The organism is Gulosibacter macacae (genome assembly GCF_003865375.1).
Classification (GTDB): domain Bacteria; phylum Actinomycetota; class Actinomycetes; order Actinomycetales; family Microbacteriaceae; genus Gulosibacter; species Gulosibacter macacae.
This window is the reverse complement of the sequence record NZ_RQVS01000008.1, coordinates 155416-172174: the sequence shown is the minus strand read 5'-3', so window position 1 is coordinate 172174 and position 16759 is coordinate 155416. Positions and strand designations below refer to the sequence as shown.

Annotated in this window: 15 protein-coding genes; 6 read left to right on the top strand and 9 right to left on the bottom strand. The window is 59.7% G+C overall.

What is annotated here, in order from left to right; translation table 11 throughout:
- Positions 1-66: 66 nt before the first annotated feature.
- From EG850_RS08375 to EG850_RS08360, 4 genes are read right to left on the bottom strand one after another with little or no spacing between them, the layout of a single operon-like run.
- Positions 67-2163: an AIPR family protein gene (locus tag EG850_RS08375; protein WP_124972443.1), complete on the bottom strand. Its 2097-nt coding sequence runs from the start codon at positions 2161-2163 to the stop codon at positions 67-69.
- Entirely contained in the window at positions 2160-3170 is a 1011-nt protein-coding gene (locus EG850_RS08370; RefSeq protein WP_124972441.1) for a PD-(D/E)XK motif protein, read from the bottom strand. Before EG850_RS08370 ends, EG850_RS08375 begins: the two co-directional genes overlap by 4 nt.
- The gene (locus EG850_RS08365) at positions 3167-6013 is read right to left on the bottom strand and encodes a Z1 domain-containing protein (RefSeq protein WP_185714997.1); all 2847 of its coding nucleotides are present in this window, start codon (positions 6011-6013) and stop codon (positions 3167-3169) included. The genes EG850_RS08370 and EG850_RS08365 overlap by 4 nt, the downstream gene beginning before the upstream one ends.
- Before the next feature lie 8 nt (positions 6014-6021).
- Entirely contained in the window at positions 6022-7500 is a 1479-nt protein-coding gene (locus EG850_RS08360) for an ATP-binding protein (RefSeq protein WP_268878157.1), read from the bottom strand.
- A 200-nt stretch (positions 7501-7700) separates the two neighbouring features.
- On the opposite strand from EG850_RS08360, the gene nucS reads away from it, so the two are divergent.
- Positions 7701-8396, top strand: a complete 696-nt coding sequence (nucS, locus tag EG850_RS08355; RefSeq protein WP_124972460.1) for an endonuclease NucS — start codon at positions 7701-7703, stop codon at positions 8394-8396.
- 3 nt (positions 8397-8399) lie between these two features.
- Here nucS and EG850_RS08350 read toward each other — a convergent pair whose 3' ends face one another.
- Positions 8400-9077 (bottom strand): DUF2461 domain-containing protein, encoded by a 678-nt coding sequence (locus EG850_RS08350; protein ID WP_124972435.1) that lies wholly within the window; start codon positions 9075-9077, stop codon positions 8400-8402.
- A 70-nt stretch (positions 9078-9147) separates the two neighbouring features.
- Between EG850_RS08350 and EG850_RS08345 the strand changes: the two genes are divergently transcribed.
- The 5 genes from EG850_RS08345 to EG850_RS08325 are packed head-to-tail and all read left to right on the top strand — an operon-like array spanning position 9148 to position 13585.
- On the top strand, positions 9148-9549 hold the full coding sequence (locus EG850_RS08345; RefSeq protein ID WP_124972433.1) for a hypothetical protein: 402 nt from the start codon (positions 9148-9150) through the stop codon (positions 9547-9549).
- 10 nt (positions 9550-9559) lie between these two features.
- Entirely contained in the window at positions 9560-10657 is a 1098-nt protein-coding gene (locus EG850_RS08340; protein ID WP_124972431.1) for a glycosyltransferase, read from the top strand.
- A gap of 24 nt (positions 10658-10681) precedes the next feature.
- Entirely contained in the window at positions 10682-11713 is a 1032-nt protein-coding gene (locus tag EG850_RS08335; protein WP_235829257.1) for an HAD hydrolase-like protein, read from the top strand.
- On the top strand, positions 11710-12489 hold the full coding sequence (locus tag EG850_RS08330; RefSeq protein WP_124972429.1) for an HNH endonuclease family protein: 780 nt from the start codon (positions 11710-11712) through the stop codon (positions 12487-12489). Before EG850_RS08335 ends, EG850_RS08330 begins: the two co-directional genes overlap by 4 nt.
- 28 nt (positions 12490-12517) lie before the next feature.
- Positions 12518-13585, top strand: a complete 1068-nt coding sequence (locus tag EG850_RS08325; protein ID WP_124972427.1) for a hypothetical protein — start codon at positions 12518-12520, stop codon at positions 13583-13585.
- 24 nt (positions 13586-13609) lie between these two features.
- On the opposite strand, the gene EG850_RS13270 is transcribed toward EG850_RS08325, so the two are convergent.
- Genes EG850_RS13270 through EG850_RS08300 form a run of 4 tightly spaced genes read right to left on the bottom strand, consistent with a single transcriptional unit; the run spans position 13610 to position 16758 of the window.
- On the bottom strand, positions 13610-14539 hold the full coding sequence (locus tag EG850_RS13270) for a M15 family metallopeptidase (RefSeq protein ID WP_185714995.1): 930 nt from the start codon (positions 14537-14539) through the stop codon (positions 13610-13612).
- 36 nt (positions 14540-14575) lie between these two features.
- Positions 14576-15043 (bottom strand): heat shock protein transcriptional repressor HspR, encoded by a 468-nt coding sequence (locus tag EG850_RS08310; protein ID WP_124972421.1) that lies wholly within the window; start codon positions 15041-15043, stop codon positions 14576-14578.
- Between the two features lie 3 nt (positions 15044-15046).
- Positions 15047-16060, bottom strand: coding sequence for a DnaJ C-terminal domain-containing protein (locus tag EG850_RS08305; RefSeq protein ID WP_124972458.1), 1014 nt, complete (start codon positions 16058-16060; stop codon positions 15047-15049).
- A gap of 50 nt (positions 16061-16110) precedes the next feature.
- Entirely contained in the window at positions 16111-16758 is a 648-nt protein-coding gene (locus EG850_RS08300) for a nucleotide exchange factor GrpE (RefSeq protein WP_124972419.1), read from the bottom strand.
- Between the last annotated feature and the right edge of the window lies 1 nt (position 16759).

Sequence of the window (16759 nt, the reverse complement as noted above, 5' to 3'; positions counted from 1 at the left end):
CCCTCGAATGCGATGAGCCTCTTATGGCTCGGGAGCCGTTCACTACTCAGGGAGCGAGGGCCGCTTCTAGGTCCAAATTCCTTGCTTCTTCAAACGGGTCAGACCTCGCGAGAGCGCTACCCACTGGTTCTCGTTAATGGGATTCGAATTCGCGAGTAACGTGACGATGCCACGTTCCGTATCAGTAAGGACATGGGCCGTTTCGTCGTGCTGTAGCAACTGCCGCCAGCGCGTAACCGGCAACCTTGTCGCCGCAACGTAGTCAAGTAGCTCGTTCTCAACCTGTTGCTCTTTCGCGGCGGACTTGCGCCGACGTTTGTTGGTACCGGCGGACACCACAACATTGTTCAGCGAATCGGGGTACGTGAGCCGCTGATCTCTGAACTGCTTCCAACTTTGCTCCTGCTTTGCCCATTGCGTCACGTTTGACTGTGGTCGATTCTCATCTGTCAAGTGACGCAACGCCGCCTCGCATGCCACATCGAGCGCTGCGAGTAGCTCAGCTGGTGTCTTCTGGTCTCGCCATACCCGATCAAAATCCAGTCCACCTGCACCAGGTGTATTCGCCACATCGTGCACCAGCTTTGAAACACCATAAGCAACGATGTTGGCCAGGTAACCAGTGCTGTACCAAGGAGCATCAAGCACAACTCTCCGCGCGTCCCGACTAATGATGAGTTGCGCAACTAGTTGCTTGAAATACTCACTATTCACATCACTTGTGGAGTTATCATACTTTGTTCCCACTTCTTTAGAGAAATGGACAAAGCTAGATTGTGCCCCCTTGCTAACGATATGAGGCGCACCACTCCAAATATTTGCCACTCGGGCTACGTCAAGTTTCTCGAATCGCTGGTCCTTCGGATGCTCAAGGTCGAATTGGCGCAACTTCCGTCCCGCCAGTCGCGCACGCTGGTTGTCGTATGCGCCACGCGCACGCTCATAGAACCAATGAGTTTCGTACTGCGAGCCGTCTACAGCAGGCGCCAGCACGCGCTTACTAACGTCGTCTAACGCCTGATGGAATGGGCTATTAGAGAACAAGTCCGACACGCTAACTTTATTCTGACTGTTGGCATATTTCGCAATGAGCGGCACGAGATGCAGAGCGGATTGCTTGGAAACAACAACAAGCTTTACCTGAATGAACACCCTGTCTAGATTTTTCGCCAACTCTGGATTTCTCTTCTTGATTCGATTCAAGAAGTACCACATCGAAGCAGTCGTTTGGCCGCCATTGACGATTTGCCAACCATCAAGTGATCTAAGAACTAGCTTCCCCCCGACGCGGCGAATCGAGACGCCAGTTGCGGTAGTGGTCAACCCATTGTTGAATGCAAGGAATAAATCAGGGTCCGTTTCAAGCGTCCACTGTATTCCCCTATTGACTGCCCCTCGAACACTAAGGAAACCGCGAACGTTTGATTCGAGGACACGAGATCCAAATTCGTCATAAATACTCGCTAGCGTCTGCCCAGGTAATGTGAAGAGATAGGTCGTCGTCCCAGATTCATCTGCAACGCCACCTTCAACAAAAGCCACACCACCACCCGGCAGCCCCGAGAGGTCAATTACGACCGGCTCCATTCCATCCGGTGAACTAATCGCCTTGTGGAGGCGTGCCAAGTCCCAAACTTGAAAGGAAACCGGGATTTCATTGAGCTTCCCACTTGGAATTGACTTCACGCCACTCGAAAGTCGACCATTAGTCACCACGAAAACACGAATCTTCTCAAAGTTCTCGCGAGAGAGCCGATCGGCGAAGTAAGCAGCCAAATCATATTCTGTTGAGCTTTCGTCCAGCCGACCCTGGAGCCATCCGTCGAGCGACAACTGCACGTAATCAAGCGCACCGGAAGTGATCCGATTTATCTCAGTACGCGTCAAACTTGTGTCGAATTCGGGCATGACCTTGGCAATAACAATCGACAAGCTGGCGTCGGCGTCATCCTCACCCACAGCCACAATGTCTAGAGACTTATTGTGCGGACCGCGAGCATGTGCATGGAAGTACTGGAGGTCCGTGACGACCTCAAACTCTTCAAGGTAGCGCGCTAGGACAGTGCCCATCGCATCAGGTGTCGTTAGATTTGCGTCGGCTGCTTCGAGTCGTGACTTTTGCCCCAACTCGGAGAATAGTTCTCGAATTCCAGTCTCGCTCATAATCCCTCCAAGATATCTAATGGCCGACGGCCATGACGAGCCAATTGTTCGATGCTTATTTCGTACCGAACATTCCTCACGCCGGGTGGCAACTCGCCAGAAGTGATTCTTGGGACCCCAGGCTCAATTGCATACCAATCGACACCCGACGAAATGAAGTAGAAATCAAGCAGTTCCGGGCTCTGCTCGTCAATATTGATTGCATGCAATTGCGCTTCAAATTCGGCAAGTCCGGCGGCATCGAACTTTGTTGATAAGCGACGTATTTCGCCCGAAAGCTGCTTCGCATTCGACGCGCTTGGCCTCGCTTCTTGAATTCCCACGTGAAGCAGATAGAGCGGTAGCGCACCTGCTTCGAGCTGAAACTCGTTTGAAATTTGGAGCCTCGCCGATGTTGGGTTAGTCGCTTTTACTTCGAGATCAAAATAACCAGGGATGCTAAAGTCATGGTCAGCTCCCGCAGGTCCTCTCCACCAAGAAACGACTTCAGCAGGACCGTTCCGTTTCACTGTGTCGACCAAATACTCGAGCACGGTCAGTTCACCAGCAAGTCCGATCAATTCCGCCTTCGAAAGTGTCGGCGGCTTCTCCGCAAACGCACGCCGCCACGATTCAAGCGTGTTTCTAACTGCGCGGGCCGCCGCGCGCTCATCTCTAGCGTCACCTAAATTCCGCACTAACGCCGTGAAGAATGGAAGCAGTTTCTCGTCGTCCCGTGAGTGCTCGCTCAAGCGGATGTGGGTGTCATCAGGTCCCGATTGATAACTAATGTCGATCGCGCCGCGACCTTGATTCGCGGGCTTCGGCTGGTCCGCAAGGTCCACGGCCACAGTGAGTCGTTCACCATCGAACAGTTGAATAGCCAGTGACAGGGTCGGATGTGGAATCCTCATGCCCTCCCAATCACGACCGTCTCGAATGAAAGCGGCGATCCTCGCCGTCTCCGCTACGTTCCACTCGCCAGGCACGCGAATCGGCGGGTCGATTGACCGATGCTCGTTGATCACTCCTCATCCTCCGAGGTCCTGTCTCGTTCGGCGAGCCACACCTTGTTGACAACGAACTCTGCGTGCGAGTTTCGTGAGTATTCCGCATCAGGTCCGTCTGGATGTTCTGGAAACGCGACTGCAGCACCAACCAACCCTGCATCGAGATCGGCCGCCTTGCCGACGCCCCGCTTGCTTTCTGGCTTGGTAACAACACGCAATACCATCAGCACCGGCCGGTCGATGTAAGACGGTACCGACCCTTGCCCAAGCCGGGTCTGCCTCGACGCATCAGCTTCTTGCGTAGCTCGCCACCTTGATTCGTCGAAGTTGTCAGTCATTCTTGCCACTTGTTCCAGCGTTGTCGCAGACAGGAGCCGCCTATTGGCGAGTCGATATGATTCCGGCGGTCCTGCGAACCGCTCCATCTTGTTGCGAACAGTGGCCCTCACATTCGCATCGACACACTGCTCAATCATGCGATCTGATTCACCCGAAACGAACGCGACGTCCCATCGTGGGAACTCGTTTCGTTTCCGGCGGATAAAACCAATACCGGCGGGCCCGTCCGTCCCCATATCCACTCCGAAAGATTGGTCCTCCGCGCCAGCACGAAATGTTTCAAAGAACTTTAGAATCGTTTCAACTGGCACATCAGCAAACACTGTCGTTCCCCCTTGAGGCGCCCCGTTAAAACGCTGAACACTCGATACATGCTCAAGTTTGCGACAGTCGTCAAACAATTCACCGTACGCGACAACATTTCGACGTGCACCGACTTCCTCTGCGAGCAGGGTCGTCGACTCGAGCAAAGTGCGATAGAAAGCTACATCTATTGTTGTAGTTTCCGAGTGCCGCATCTTGTTTGCTGCAGTGATCTTCAGCCCTTCGGGGTGCCGCCGCACTCGAAGACCGTATTGTGCAGGAGTCTGCCCGAGCGCCTTCATGGTCACGACTTCACGACGCAAGTCGGCAACAACTCGCCCCGTGTATGCAAACCACGATCGCACCTCTTCGTCAAGCCATACCCGAACCAGCTGATCATAGCCATCCCGATACCCAAACCAGCGACCCATCTGCAGCAAGGTGTCAGATAGTTGGGTTCGTTGATGAAAATATGAAACTAGAAGTCGTTCTAGCGTTACACCGCGGGACAATATAGTTCCGCCAACTGCGATTAGCCGTCGCCGATCGAGACTTCCCCATTTCCGATGACGGAGCGCTGCTTCTTCACGTTCCTTCACCGTATCGCCATTAACTAGCTCAACTTCAAGTTCTTCCACCGCTGCGGGAAGCGACGCTCGGACTTGATCCCAACTAAAAGGCAGGTGCTTGTACTCCTCCTCCCATGCACGCTTCAGGCGAACGAGATCTGAGGTGTCACTGCCAAGGGGTGCGTGCGACTCGATTACCTTTCGAGTCACTTCAACATGAGCAACGACACGATCGTAAACCTGCTTCTGAACCGACTTGTATCGACTCACGTTTACCAACATTGATTTCGGGGCTCTGCTGTGGCCGCTGAGGTCATCGATGGCAGTCGCCACAATAAACGTGTCAATCGCCCTCTCAAGCGAGGCCGGCAACAGCGGGCTTGGGGGCGAGGCTGGCAAACGCCACCCTGAGCGATGCTTGAATGGAAACGATTCTTCAGCACCGGCCATTTTCGTGTGGATTCGCAGACCACTCCTATGTTGGTCGTCTGTTTCTTGCACCACTCCATCGTCCTCATCAAAGAAGCGCGTGGCCCCGTAGTAATTGGAGGGAGTCTCGAGCGCATAGATGAAGTCGCTCGGAAACAGCCCTTGGTCTACATCTGGGTCCATGAGTACATTCGCGAACGGTGTGGCGGTGAAGCCAACATATGAATTCCGCTCACTACTTTCGAGAAGCTCGACGATTGCTTTATTTACGGCAGTGGGATTCTCATCTTCTATCTTGCTTGTGTCCACCGACGCATAATCCGACTCGTCATCAATGACAAGCATTTGCATGGAAGTTCGCTCGTCACCCTTGGTCTGTTGCTTAATCCACTGCCTCAGTGTTCTAAGCACCGTGGCGTTCTTCTTTACAACAAGCACGATCCCACCGGTAAGCGCAGTTTCAAGATCGACATTCAAAGTTCTCGCACTAAACCGAGAGAAGTCCTCATCAACGGTCGTAAAGGAATTCGGAAGCTGCAACGAGGGATCGACCTTTCCAACGCCAATGCGGGTACGCGTAATGTTTCCGAGCGTACCGTCGAGACGCCCTCGACTATCTTGACCCAATAGGCCTTCGTCAGCCCGAATTTGAGTCTGTCGTCGGAGGTCTTCAGTGTGCCCCCCAATAATGACCAACATCTTGTATCCGGCGTCGATGGCCATATTGAGAAGTGCCAAGTAGGTGCCCGTCTTGCCAGATTGCACATCTCCAATAATCAGGCCCCGGCGACGCCAAGCACCTTCTACGGTTGGGTCCCCGACAAGGTCCATGATCTGCTTAACGTCACGTTCTAGTGTGCGGATGACCGCAGGAGGACGGCCGCCACTAATGAGCATTGATCGATAGGCCGCATAATGTGGCCACTTCTGACTATCCCAACGCTCATCCAACCAGGGCTTGAAATCAGCAACGACAGCGTTGCCTTGATCGAGGGTGATGCGGAACCTTTCGAGGAGGCGAGCCGTCATTTCTCGAACTAAGTCATTCTGATCTGCGCTTCCGTCCGGCGGCACCTTGATACCAGGACTCACGCTCTTGACCAGGTCAAAAAATTTCGGGACTTTCTCCCGCAACTCTGCCTCACTCACGGCTTCTTGCTGCAGGTAAGTTGAAACTAGTGCATCAACCTTATCGACATATTCACTATATTCGTCATACATAGTCATCATTAGCCCTTCTCACTATTGATCAAGTCAAGTGCAGTTTGGATAATCTTCTCAAGATCCCGACGCCTATGTAGCTGTTCATAATTGGCGACTTGGACTCGAATCGATTCGACATCTTCAGCAGCAATGTCGAGTGCTCGAATTAGAGCAGCAGTAAACTGTGTAATCTTTTCGTCATTATCACTGGTATCAAATGCCTTGCTGTCGAGAGCCATTCGCTTGTAAATATCTTCAGCAGGTAGGAAATCAGCAATTTTCTCGAGAAGGCTTCGTACCGCCCGTTGCTCACTGCCACTCAATCGAGTCAGCACATCAGCAATGATAGGATGTTTATCATTGATCTCATATCGGAACTTGCCGCGATCTTCAAAGTACTCCCACAGAAAATGAATTCGCTCATCTGATTTCCGACGACCGCGGTAGGTTATGATTTTCTCACCCTTGGCACGTCCAATATCGTGCATTCGCTCCAATACTTTTTTTAGTACCGGTGGCGGTTCGACCTTGCGTTTTTGAACATCCAGCTTCCAGTGTTTGTCAAGCTGGTTCGGCACGTCAATGCGCACTCGGGTGTGCTTGGCCGAGTCAGTTGAACGCTTTCGTATCGCGCCCCACCCTCCCCCGGAGATGAGCCGCCCGTTGCGATAGAAGTAGAACCCCTGCGCATGCCACATACCTTCACCGAGATCCTCGCGTTTTCGTTCCTTTTCACGAAATTTGTCTGCGTGAGGAAGAACGAACCCTTGAATCTTCATGATGTGACCATCGAGTTCAACAGTCTCAACTGGAGTCACCTGTGTTGCGGGGTTTGATTCCAAAAATGGGTCTTCCCCGGTCAGTTGGACACCATTAACGATGAGATTGATCTGATTCGACTGGTCTCCACCTTTTAGAAACCGATGGAATGTGCGCGAGAGGTGGGATTTTGTGGTGGCGACGACTTCGGCGATCCGGCGGCTTGGAATTTCACTACCGTGGAGCAAATCATCCAAGTTCTCCCAAACTACAAGGGTCCCTCGCGCTTGGGTCTTGACCCGTTCATATCCAGGCACCCGCTTCAGGCGAGCTGGTGTGAGGTTCTCAACTTCCCATTCACCGCGATCGAGGTCCCATCGGTAGGCCGATGTTCGGCGCATGTGCCTGCTCACCACCGTGAGAATTCGGGCTTGTGAGAACGACGCGGTCTTCAACCCGAGCCCGAATCGTCCAAGATCGGATTCTGATCGGAAAGTGTCGCTGGACTTGGCTCCAAGGGTCAAGGCAGACAACAATTCTTCGCTTGTCATTCCAGTGCCATCATCGAGGATACTGACGTACTTGGGGTCGTCGGAGGGATCGAATAGGATCTCGATCTCACTGGCACCGGCGCTTATCGAATTGTCCACGACGTCTGCGATTGCAACCTCAGGGTCGTACCCCAATGATCGAAGAGATTCCAGTAGTGCCGCCTGGGGTACTACTGGGACAAAATTCCTAGTCACGTGTCTGCTTCTTTCTCCTGTTGCAACGCTGCATTCGTCAATCCACCAGACATTCTCGAGCGTACCTACGAGCTGGCTAACTTCAGAATTACATCGACCTACGACACTCTTGAGTTGGCAAGCCCGTTGGACACGTCATCGTCATCGCAGTGCGGTAGCGGCCACTAGTCTCCAGGATGCACACCGACTACGCTGTCGGGGTGCGTCTCGTCATTGCTCGTTGTTCGGTTGATTACACCGGTCGCCTCACGGCCCACCTGCCCGAGGCGACGCGGTTGCTCATCCACAAGGCCGATGGATCACTGCTCGTGCACTCTGACGGTGGCTCGTACAAACCGCTCAACTGGATGAGCCCGCCCGCGATCTTCGATCTCGCCGAGCTCACCGAAGAGCAGCAGCTCGCCGGCGTCATCGAGTGCTGGACCGTCACGCACAAGAAGACCGGCGACGAACTCCGCGTCAACATCTTCGAGTGGCTCAGCGATGAGCGCTTCGAGCTCGGCACCGACCCCGGGCTCGAAAAGGATGGCGTCGAGGCGCACCTGCAGGAGCTCCTCGCCGCGCAAATCGAGCGGCTCGGTGACGGCCACACGCTCGTGCGCCGCGAGCATATGACCGCGATCGGCCCAGTTGACATCCTCGCCCGCGATGCCGAGGGCGCGGCAATCGCGGTCGAAATCAAGCGTCGCGGCGAAATCGACGGCGTCGAGCAGCTCACCCGCTACCTCGAACTGATGAACCGCGATCCGCTGCTCGCACCGGTGCGGGGCGTGTTTGCCGCACAAGAGATCAAGCCGCAGGCGCGCACACTCGCCGAAGACCGCGGCATCCGCTGCGTCGTGCTCGACTACAACGACATGCGCGGCGCCGAATCGGGCGAACTCACCCTCTTCTAGCCGCTACCGGCGCCGCCCGCCGGGGCGTGCATCCGGGTCGTCGGTGCCTTCGAGCACGCTGCCGAGCCAATCAACCGCATCGCGCAACTCGTTCCAATCAGCACTTACGCGATCGTAGATCTCGGGCGTCGCGGCGATCTCGTCGTGAATCGGCCGCGAGAAGGTGATCGTCTTGTGCCGCAAGATCTCAATGCGCGGATGCTCCGGGTCAATTCCGCGCGGATGCGTTTTGAGTTTGTCGCCCCCGAGGTTCCAGCCGCGCGACTGTAGCTCGGCGGCATCGGTAACAAATGCATCCCCGGGCAGGTCTTGTAGGCGCGCGCGCAGCTTCGCGAGCCCCTTCGACGAGGCCGCGTAGAAGCCGCCACCGACGAAGACGCCGGTTGCCGACACCTCGATGTACCAGCCAGCCGCAGGGCCCGTCGCGACATAGGCACCCTGGTGCGTCTTGTACGGCGACTTGTCGGCGGCAAAGCGCACATCGCGGTTCGGCCGAAACACCTTTGCGGGGCCGAACTCCGGCTCGAGCTCGATCATGAGCGCTTCGAGCGGGCCGCGCACATGGCGCTCGTAGTCATCCTTGTGTGCCTGCCAGAACTCGCGCGTGTTGTCGGCTTCGAGCGCGCGGTAAAACGCCTGCGCTTCCGGTCCGAAACCGAGTTCACTCGCCGTGCTTGCCATGAGCACGAGGGTACGGGTTCACCTCGTCGATCTACCGTGAAAGCACAAGAGCAGATTGGCGGCGATTCCCGTGTGGCGCATCATCCTAATCATCCTCAACCTCTTCAATGTGCTCAGTTGCGTGGGCGGCTTCACCTACATCGTGCTCGCCGGGGCACCCGAGATGCCGGTGGCCGAAATGACGCGGCCGGGCACCTTCGAGAACCTGACAATTCCGGGCTGGATTCTGCTCGTTGTCGTCGGCGGCACGCACCTCATCGCGGCGATCGCGCTCCTTCGCCGCACCCCGCACGCGGCGCTCTGGAGCGCCATCTCAGGCTTCACCATGGTGATCTGGATCTACGTCGAGGTCGTGCTCATGACCGGCACGAACTGGATGCACCACCTCTGGGGCGTGCTCGGCCTCGCCGAGATCGGTTGCACGCTCGCGCTCCTCGGCGTCTTCAAGGCGGCACCGAAGCCCGCCGGGTAGCCTGGCGAGGATGCGATTTTTCTTCGACGCGCGCTATATCCGCACCGACTTCCACGATGGAATTAGCCGATTCTCGGCCCAACTCGGGGCGGCCGTGCACGCGCTCGCACCCGGCGAGGTGACCTTCCTCATCCACGATGAGCGCCAGCTTGAGCACCTGCCAGCCGACGCGAAGTGGCTCATGTTCCACTCGAACGAGTCGATGCTCGAGCCGATCGCCGCACTGCGCCTGAACAAGTACCGGCCCGATGTCGTGTTCTCGCCGCTGCAAACCATCGGCACCTTGGGCCGCAAGTTCAAGGCGATCGTCTCGCTACACGACCTCATCTATTACCGCCACCGCCAGCCGCCGACGAACCTCGCCTGGCCGGTGCGGCTCGGCTGGCGCGCATATCACCTCACCTACTGGCCGCAGCGCGCGGCGCTCAATGGTGCGGATGCCGTGGCCACCGTCTCTGAGACAAGCAGGCGCGAGATTCTCGCGCACCGGCTGACGAAACGTCCGGTCGTGGTGGTGCCGAATGCGCCGAATGACCTGCGGGCGCTCCTCGATGGCGGCGAAGCGACCGGCACCACCGGTCGCAACCTCATCTACATGGGCTCGTTCATGCCCTACAAGAACGTCGAAACCCTGATCGCGGGCATGGCGCACCTGCCGGAGCACACGCTGCACCTACTCAGCCGCATCCGCCCCGGGCGTCGCCGCGAACTTGAGGCGCTCGTGCCTGCGGGGGCGCGAGTGGTCTTCCACGAGGGCGTCTCGGATGCGGAGTACGCGCAGTTGCTCGCCGACGACGCCACGCTCGTCACCGCTTCGCTCGATGAGGGCTACGGGCTGCCGATTGCCGAGGCGCTCGCGCTCGGCGTGCCGGCGGTCGTGAGCGACCTTGAGATCTTCCACGAGGTCGCCGGTGACGGCGCGCGCTACTTCCCGGCCGAGGATGCGGCCGCGTTCGCTCGCGAGGTGGCGGCGCTGAGTGACCCGGCAGTGCGCGCGGCGACGGCGGCAGCCGGGCGAGCGCATATGGCGCAGTTCAATTGGGATCGTTCAGCGCGCATCCTGCTTGAGACCGCACGCGAGCTTGTTGCACCCAAACAAAGCCGTTAGATCGGCCGCGTTACGCTGTCAGGCGTGACCCAAGCCAACGACCGAGACGCAGAGTTCGACGCCGAGTACGACGACGAGTCGGCACCCGACGCGCCACTGCTTGAAGAGATTGATCCCGCCGCCGAGCAGCGTGACGCTGCCCGCGAAGCCGCCGGTGCTGTTGCCCATGCCGAACCGGACTATGACGAGTCGCGCGGCGCGGTGCGCGAGCGCCACGGTGGCGACGTCGCGATTCCGAAGGATTTGCCTGGGCGATCGGGGCCGAAGGATGCGTCGGGGAGCTTCTCTCCCGCATCCATCAGGGTCGCGCCGCCAGAACCCGTAGCTCCGACGACGGTGTCGGTGAACCCGCAGCCGGGCTTCCGTGCGATCACGCCGACTTCGATGCCGCACGGTACCGGGGTGCCGCCGTACACCGCAGTGCTTTGGGATCTCGACGGCACGATTTCGGACTCGGCCGCGGGTATCGTCACGGCGCTGCGTCAGACCTTTGATGTGTTCCGCATGCCGATTCCCGATGATGCTACGCTCCTCAGCTATGTCGGCCCGCCGATCATCGACTCGTTCAAGGATCAGCACCTCGACGACGCGATCGAAATCAACCACGCGCTCGAGACCTACCGCGAGATTCACGAGGAGTCAGGGCTCATCGACTCCCCCGCCTTCGCCGGGGTACCCGAGATCATTCGCGAGCTGCACGCCGCGGGTATTCCGCAGTCGACGGCAACGAGTAAGCCCGAGTCGGCCGCGCGCATCGTGCTCGGCCACTATGAGTTGCTCGACCAGTTCGAGACGATCACCGGCGCCACCGATGATGAGTCGCGTTCGAAAAAGGAAGACGTCGTCGCCGAAGCGCTGCGTCGGCTCGATGAGATGGGCGTCGACCTCTCAAACGTGATCATGATCGGCGACCGTTTCTACGATGTGCAGGGCTCGGGCGTGCACGGGGTGCCGGCGATCTACGTCACCTGGGGCTATGGCCGCGTTGGTGAAGACGATGGTGCGGTCGCGGTGGCGACGAGCTCGGCCGAATTGCGAAAGCTGCTCGGTCTGTGACTGGCACTCAGTCGTTGACGGGCGCTTGGGCCGGGCGGCAGCAGCGCATCCTCGTTGCCGCGGCGCTGGTGGCTGTGACGGGCTTGCTCGTCGGTTGCCAACCGACGCCGGGCGGTGGGGTGAACGCGCCCGGTTCGAGCGCCGAGGCCTATCCGCTACTCACGAGTGACATTGCCGAGGTCGAGGCTGAGCCGACACCCCAGGCACAGGCTTCGCTTGCCGACAATGCCCTCGCGGTGCTCGACACCATCCCGGTGCAGCGGAAGACCGAATGGGACGGACCCTTTGACCGGGTAGCGAGTTTCGGTGAGGGTTGGGCCGATCTCGACGGCGATGGCTGCAACACCCGCCAGGAGATGCTCGCCGAGGGACTCGGCGACACGAAGCTCAATCGCGACCAGTGCCGCGTTGACACGGGCGTCTTGCACGACCCGTACACGGGCGAAACGGTGCCGTTTACCCGGGGCGAAAACACGAGCGACCGGGTGCAGATCGACCACGTCGTCGCGCTCTACAACGCTTGGCGCACGGGTGCCCAAGACCTCAGCTTCGAGGAAAGGGTCGCGCTCGCGAACGATCCGCTCAATCTGCAGCCGACGGTCGACTGGGCGAACGACGAAAAAGAGTCGAAGGATGCATCGCAGTGGCTGCCGCCGAACGAGGCCTACCACTGCACCTACGTGGCGCGCCAAATCGCCGTAAAGGCGACATACCAACTCTGGGTCACCCCAGCGGAGGACGACGCGATGCGTGAAGTCCTGGCAACCTGCCAGTAAGTTCAGATGAGAACGAAGGAGTGGCAGGATGCGCGGCAGGTTGCACGAACGGCTGGTGGCGATCGCGATCGCTGCCGGAGTCGTGGTGGGAACGCCGGCCGTGCTCGGCGCATCCGTGGCACCCGAGCACACCATGCCGACGACGCGGCCGACGCTGCCAAGCGAAACGCAGCCCGTCGAGTCAAATGCCGGGCCAAGTCTGCCGGATGGTGCGGTACCCGAACCAAATGACCCGAACGCGCAGCCCCCGCAGCTGACACCGTTCAGCGACCCGAGCCTCGTGATCGAGTCGTGGCACACCGATGCGACCTTCTATCTTGACAACGATTTGCCGATGCTCACCGCCACCGAGACGCTTCAGCTCACCTCTTCAGAAGGAAAGGCTGGCCAGGGGTTTGTGCACACGATTGCGCTGGTGCCGAGCCTCGACCCGGCCCAGGAGCTGAATCGCATCGTGAGTTTCAGTGCGGTGGTGCCGGAGACCGGTGAGCAGCTGCCCGTCACGGTGACGCTCGGCGAACCGCGCAACGACGATCTCGTGAGCATCGCGTTCGAAGTGCAAGACGACCGGCCCGGCCTCGATGTGTCGACATACGCCCTCAGCTACACGGTGCTCGATCCATTCATTGAGGTCGCCGAAGATGGACCCGCCGAGCTCGCGTTCTCGCTCGGACCAACCGTGCACGGCGCGACGATCGTGACGTACGACGCGCAGGTGCGGATCACCGATCAGCTCGTGCAGATGATCACGAACGCGCCGAAGTGCATCGTTATCTTCGCTTCGGGCACGGTTGAATGCGGCACCATTGGGCCGATCAACGACGTGGTCTACACCTCAGATGGCGCACCGCTCGGGGCAAACGAGCACTTGCTGCTCACCTTTGCGGTCGACCTCTGGGCGCATGAGCACACGCCCGCACCGACGACCGAGGCGACTGAGATGCCCGAGCGTCAGCCGGAGGACACCGTCATTTCGGAGCCGGCAACGCCGTCGCTCGATGCCCCGGAGTGGACGCGCTATGCCGCGGGCGCCGGGCTCGTCGCGATCGGCGCTGCGGGGCTCTGGCTTTCACGCCGCAAGCCGAGCGTTGGCTAGCGACTTTGGCGTAGCGGCGCCGACTTACGGCGTTGTCGACGCGGCGACGAATTCTTCGTAGGTTGTCGCGCCCGAGGCGGCGTAGGCGGCTGCCGCATCCACGCCGATGAAGCGGAAGTGCCAGGGCTCGTATTCGTAGCCGGTGGTACCCGCGAGACCCTCGGGGTAGCGAAGGATGAAGCCATACTCCCCCGCGTGCGCGGCGAGCCACTGGCCCGCCTGGGTCTGCCCAAAGCAGGTGTCGAGGATGCAATCGGGTTCTTGGTCGGGTGCCGAGATGTCGGCAGCCAGGCCCGTTTGGTGCTCGCTGTGGCCAGCCGGGGCAACGTACTGCTTGGCGTAGTCGGGGCCATCGGTTTCAACGGCGCGGTCATAAAGCTGCTGCTGGAGTCCGGCGTCGCGGTAGCCGCTCGTCATGTCAAGGATGATGCCCTGGGCCTCGGCCGCGGCAAACATTGCGACGATAGCGTCGGCGGCCTCGGCTCGCAGCGAGTGTTCGTTCATCGACGAGATGCCAATGTCGGTCATGGCGACCAGGTTTGCGGGAGCGTAGTCGACCGGATCGAGGCCACGGTCGCGATTGACAAGCACCGTGAGGCTGCTACTCGAAGTGAAGTCGAATTGCGAGGTCGTGGTGGGGGTCGGCGTCGGAGTCGGGCTCGGAGTCGCCGTGGGCGTCGCGGTGGTGGTCGGGGTCGGCGTTGACGTCGAGGTGGGGGTGAGTGCCTCGGGAGTGGTCGCGTCGACGACGGTGAGCGGCGCATCCTTGTTCACGAGACCGTTTGACACTGCGGCGGCAACGAGCCCGGCGGTGCCGAGGAGGAGCACGGCGCTTGCCGCGAGCACGAGGCGATTGGCGGCAGAACCACGTTTCTTCGACGGTGCGGGGTTGATGCCGGCGGATTCATCCAGCTCGGCAGGCTCGGTCGGGCTCGGCCCATCGCTTTCACGCATCAGGCAAGCTTCCCACCGGCGCTCGACGTTCTGCGACTAGCCAGTGGGCGAGTCGTCGGGATCCCCCTGAGTGAGGGCCGGACGGTAAAGCATGACCTCGTTGCGGCGCGTAGCGCGGACGCCGTGGCGAATCGCGACGACTTCGCCGCGACCGGCCGCGAAGACGCGCGGCTTGCCCTGGTGGGCGAGCCGTTCATCCGCGAGCGCCGTTTCGAGCTCGCGCACGCGACGTCGCAACTCACGCACCTCGCGTCGAAGTTCTACGACGCGGGCGATGCCTTCGAGGCCGACACCCGCGTTTGAGAGTTCGCCGATCTCACGCAGGCGCGCGACATCGGCGAGCGAATAGCGCCGAACTCGGCCCGCCGTGCGTTCGGGCACGACGAGGCCGAGTCGGTCATACTGCCGCAAAGTCTGCGGATGCATTTCTGCGAGTTCTGCGGCCACGGCAATCGGGAAGACGGGCGCGTCTTCGTCGAGTTCGCGGCGGTGCTGGCTAGCCATGCTCTACGCCTTCGCCGCTCGAAGGAGGTCGTCGCGCGGGTTCTCGTTGGGGCTCGCAGCAATGAACGCATCGAGTGCCTCTTGCTGCTCCTTTGTGAGCCGGTTCGGGACGACAATCTGCAGGTGGGCGAGCAGGTCACCCTTCTGCGTCTTCGTTTCGACACCGCGCCCCTTGACGCGGAGGGTGCGACCGGTCTGCGAGTGCGGCGGCACCTTCACCTTGACGGTCTTGCCGTCAAGGGTCGGCACCTCAATGGTTGCGCCATTGACCGCCTCAGCGAAAGTGATCGGCACGTCGACGGCGATGTTGTTGCCGTCGCGCTTGAACACCGGGTGCGGGTTGACCGTGACTTCGAGGATGAGGTCACCAGCTTCGCCGCCGTCGGTACCCTTGCCGCCCTTGCCGCGCAGCTTGATCTTCTGGCCGTCTTTCACACCCGCGGGGATGCGCACCGTGATCACGCGGCCGTCGCCAGCCTGCAGATCGATGGTGTCACCGCGGATGGCGGTCATGAAGTTCAATGTGGTCGAGGCGCGCTGGTCGGCGCCGCGACGCGGACCGCCAAAGCCTGCGCCGCCGAAGCCCTGGCCGAAGCCCTGGGTGCCACCGCCGCCGAAGAGGTTGCTGAACATCTCTTCGTAACCGGCGCTGCCACCGCGACCGCCGGTGGTGTAGGTGTAGCCACCGCCACCGCCGCCCTGGTTGAACAGGCCGCCGAAGAGATCTTCAAAGTTGTTCGCGCCGCCGGGGCCACCGGGGCCCGCCGAGAAGCGGGCACCCGCACCCATGGCACGAATTTGGTCGTACTCTTTGCGCTTTTCGGCGTCACTGAGCACGTCATAGGCTTCCGAGATTTCTTTGAACTTCTCTTCTGCCGTCGTATTACCGGGGTTGGAGTCGGGGTGGTACTGGCGCGCCAGCTTGCGGTACGCCTTCTTCAGCTCGGCCTCAGAGATGTTCTTGTCAACTCCGAGCACCTTGTAGAAGTCCTTCTCAAACCAGTCCTGGCTCGCCATACGTTCTTTCACCTACTCCCGATGAGTGTTGTTGTTGGTCTGTTTGGGTCTTAGTTGGCAGGGACGAACACCGCCACCTTGGCCGGTCGAAGTTCGACGTCACCAATGCGGTAGCCGAGTTCGACGACATCAGCGATGGTCTCGCTTTCGACGGCAGGGTTCGGCAGCTGCGCAATAGCTTCGTGGATGCGCGGATCAAACGCTTCGCCCGCGGCACCGTAGGCTTCGACGCCGAGCTTCTCGATTGCGGCGAGGAGCTTCGAGGCGATCACCTGCATGGCGGTGCCATCGCCGAGATCGCCGGCAGCTTCCGCGCGAGCGAGGTCATCGACGACGGGGAGGAGCTGCTTCACCACGCGCGCGGTGACCTGATCGCTGAGTTCTTCCTTCTCGCGATCGGTGCGGCGGCGGTAGTTGGCGTACTCGGCCTGCACGCGCAGGAGGTCGTCGAGGTACTCGTTCGGCGCCTCGGCGCTTTCGGTTGCGGGCGAGTCCGAAGCGGTGGATGCATCCATCGCGTCGGCGAGCAGGTTCTGCAGTTCTTCGTCAGAGATGACAGGCAGGTCGCCCGACTCGTCAGCTGCGTCAGCTGCATCCGATTCGCCACGGCCGGTGGCCGGCGCGGAATCCGCACCGGCCACCTGGTTGTCGTCGCGAACCTTCTCGTCCTCAGGGCCGTTCAGGTTCTCGTCGTTCATG

What these genes read in the sequence shown, in the direction of transcription:
- EG850_RS08350 (WP_124972435.1), bottom strand. Translation starts at nt 9,077, where the DNA reads ATGGCAAGCACGGCGAGTGAACTCGGTTTCGGACCGGAAGCGCAGGCG.
- EG850_RS08325 (WP_124972427.1), top strand. Translation starts at nt 12,518, where the DNA reads ATGCGCGGCAGGTTGCACGAACGGCTGGTGGCGATCGCGATCGCTGCC.
- EG850_RS08340 (WP_124972431.1), top strand. Translation starts at nt 9,560, where the DNA reads ATGCGATTTTTCTTCGACGCGCGCTATATCCGCACCGACTTCCACGAT.
- EG850_RS08310 (WP_124972421.1), bottom strand. Translation starts at nt 15,043, where the DNA reads ATGGCTAGCCAGCACCGCCGCGAACTCGACGAAGACGCGCCCGTCTTC.
- EG850_RS08365 (WP_185714997.1), bottom strand. Translation starts at nt 6,013, where the DNA reads ATGTATGACGAATATAGTGAATATGTCGATAAGGTTGATGCACTAGTT.
- EG850_RS08375 (WP_124972443.1), bottom strand. Translation starts at nt 2,163, where the DNA reads ATGAGCGAGACTGGAATTCGAGAACTATTCTCCGAGTTGGGGCAAAAG.
- EG850_RS08300 (WP_124972419.1), bottom strand. Translation starts at nt 16,758, where the DNA reads ATGAACGACGAGAACCTGAACGGCCCTGAGGACGAGAAGGTTCGCGAC.
- EG850_RS08305 (WP_124972458.1), bottom strand. Translation starts at nt 16,060, where the DNA reads ATGGCGAGCCAGGACTGGTTTGAGAAGGACTTCTACAAGGTGCTCGGA.
- EG850_RS13270 (WP_185714995.1), bottom strand. Translation starts at nt 14,539, where the DNA reads ATGCGTGAAAGCGATGGGCCGAGCCCGACCGAGCCTGCCGAGCTGGAT.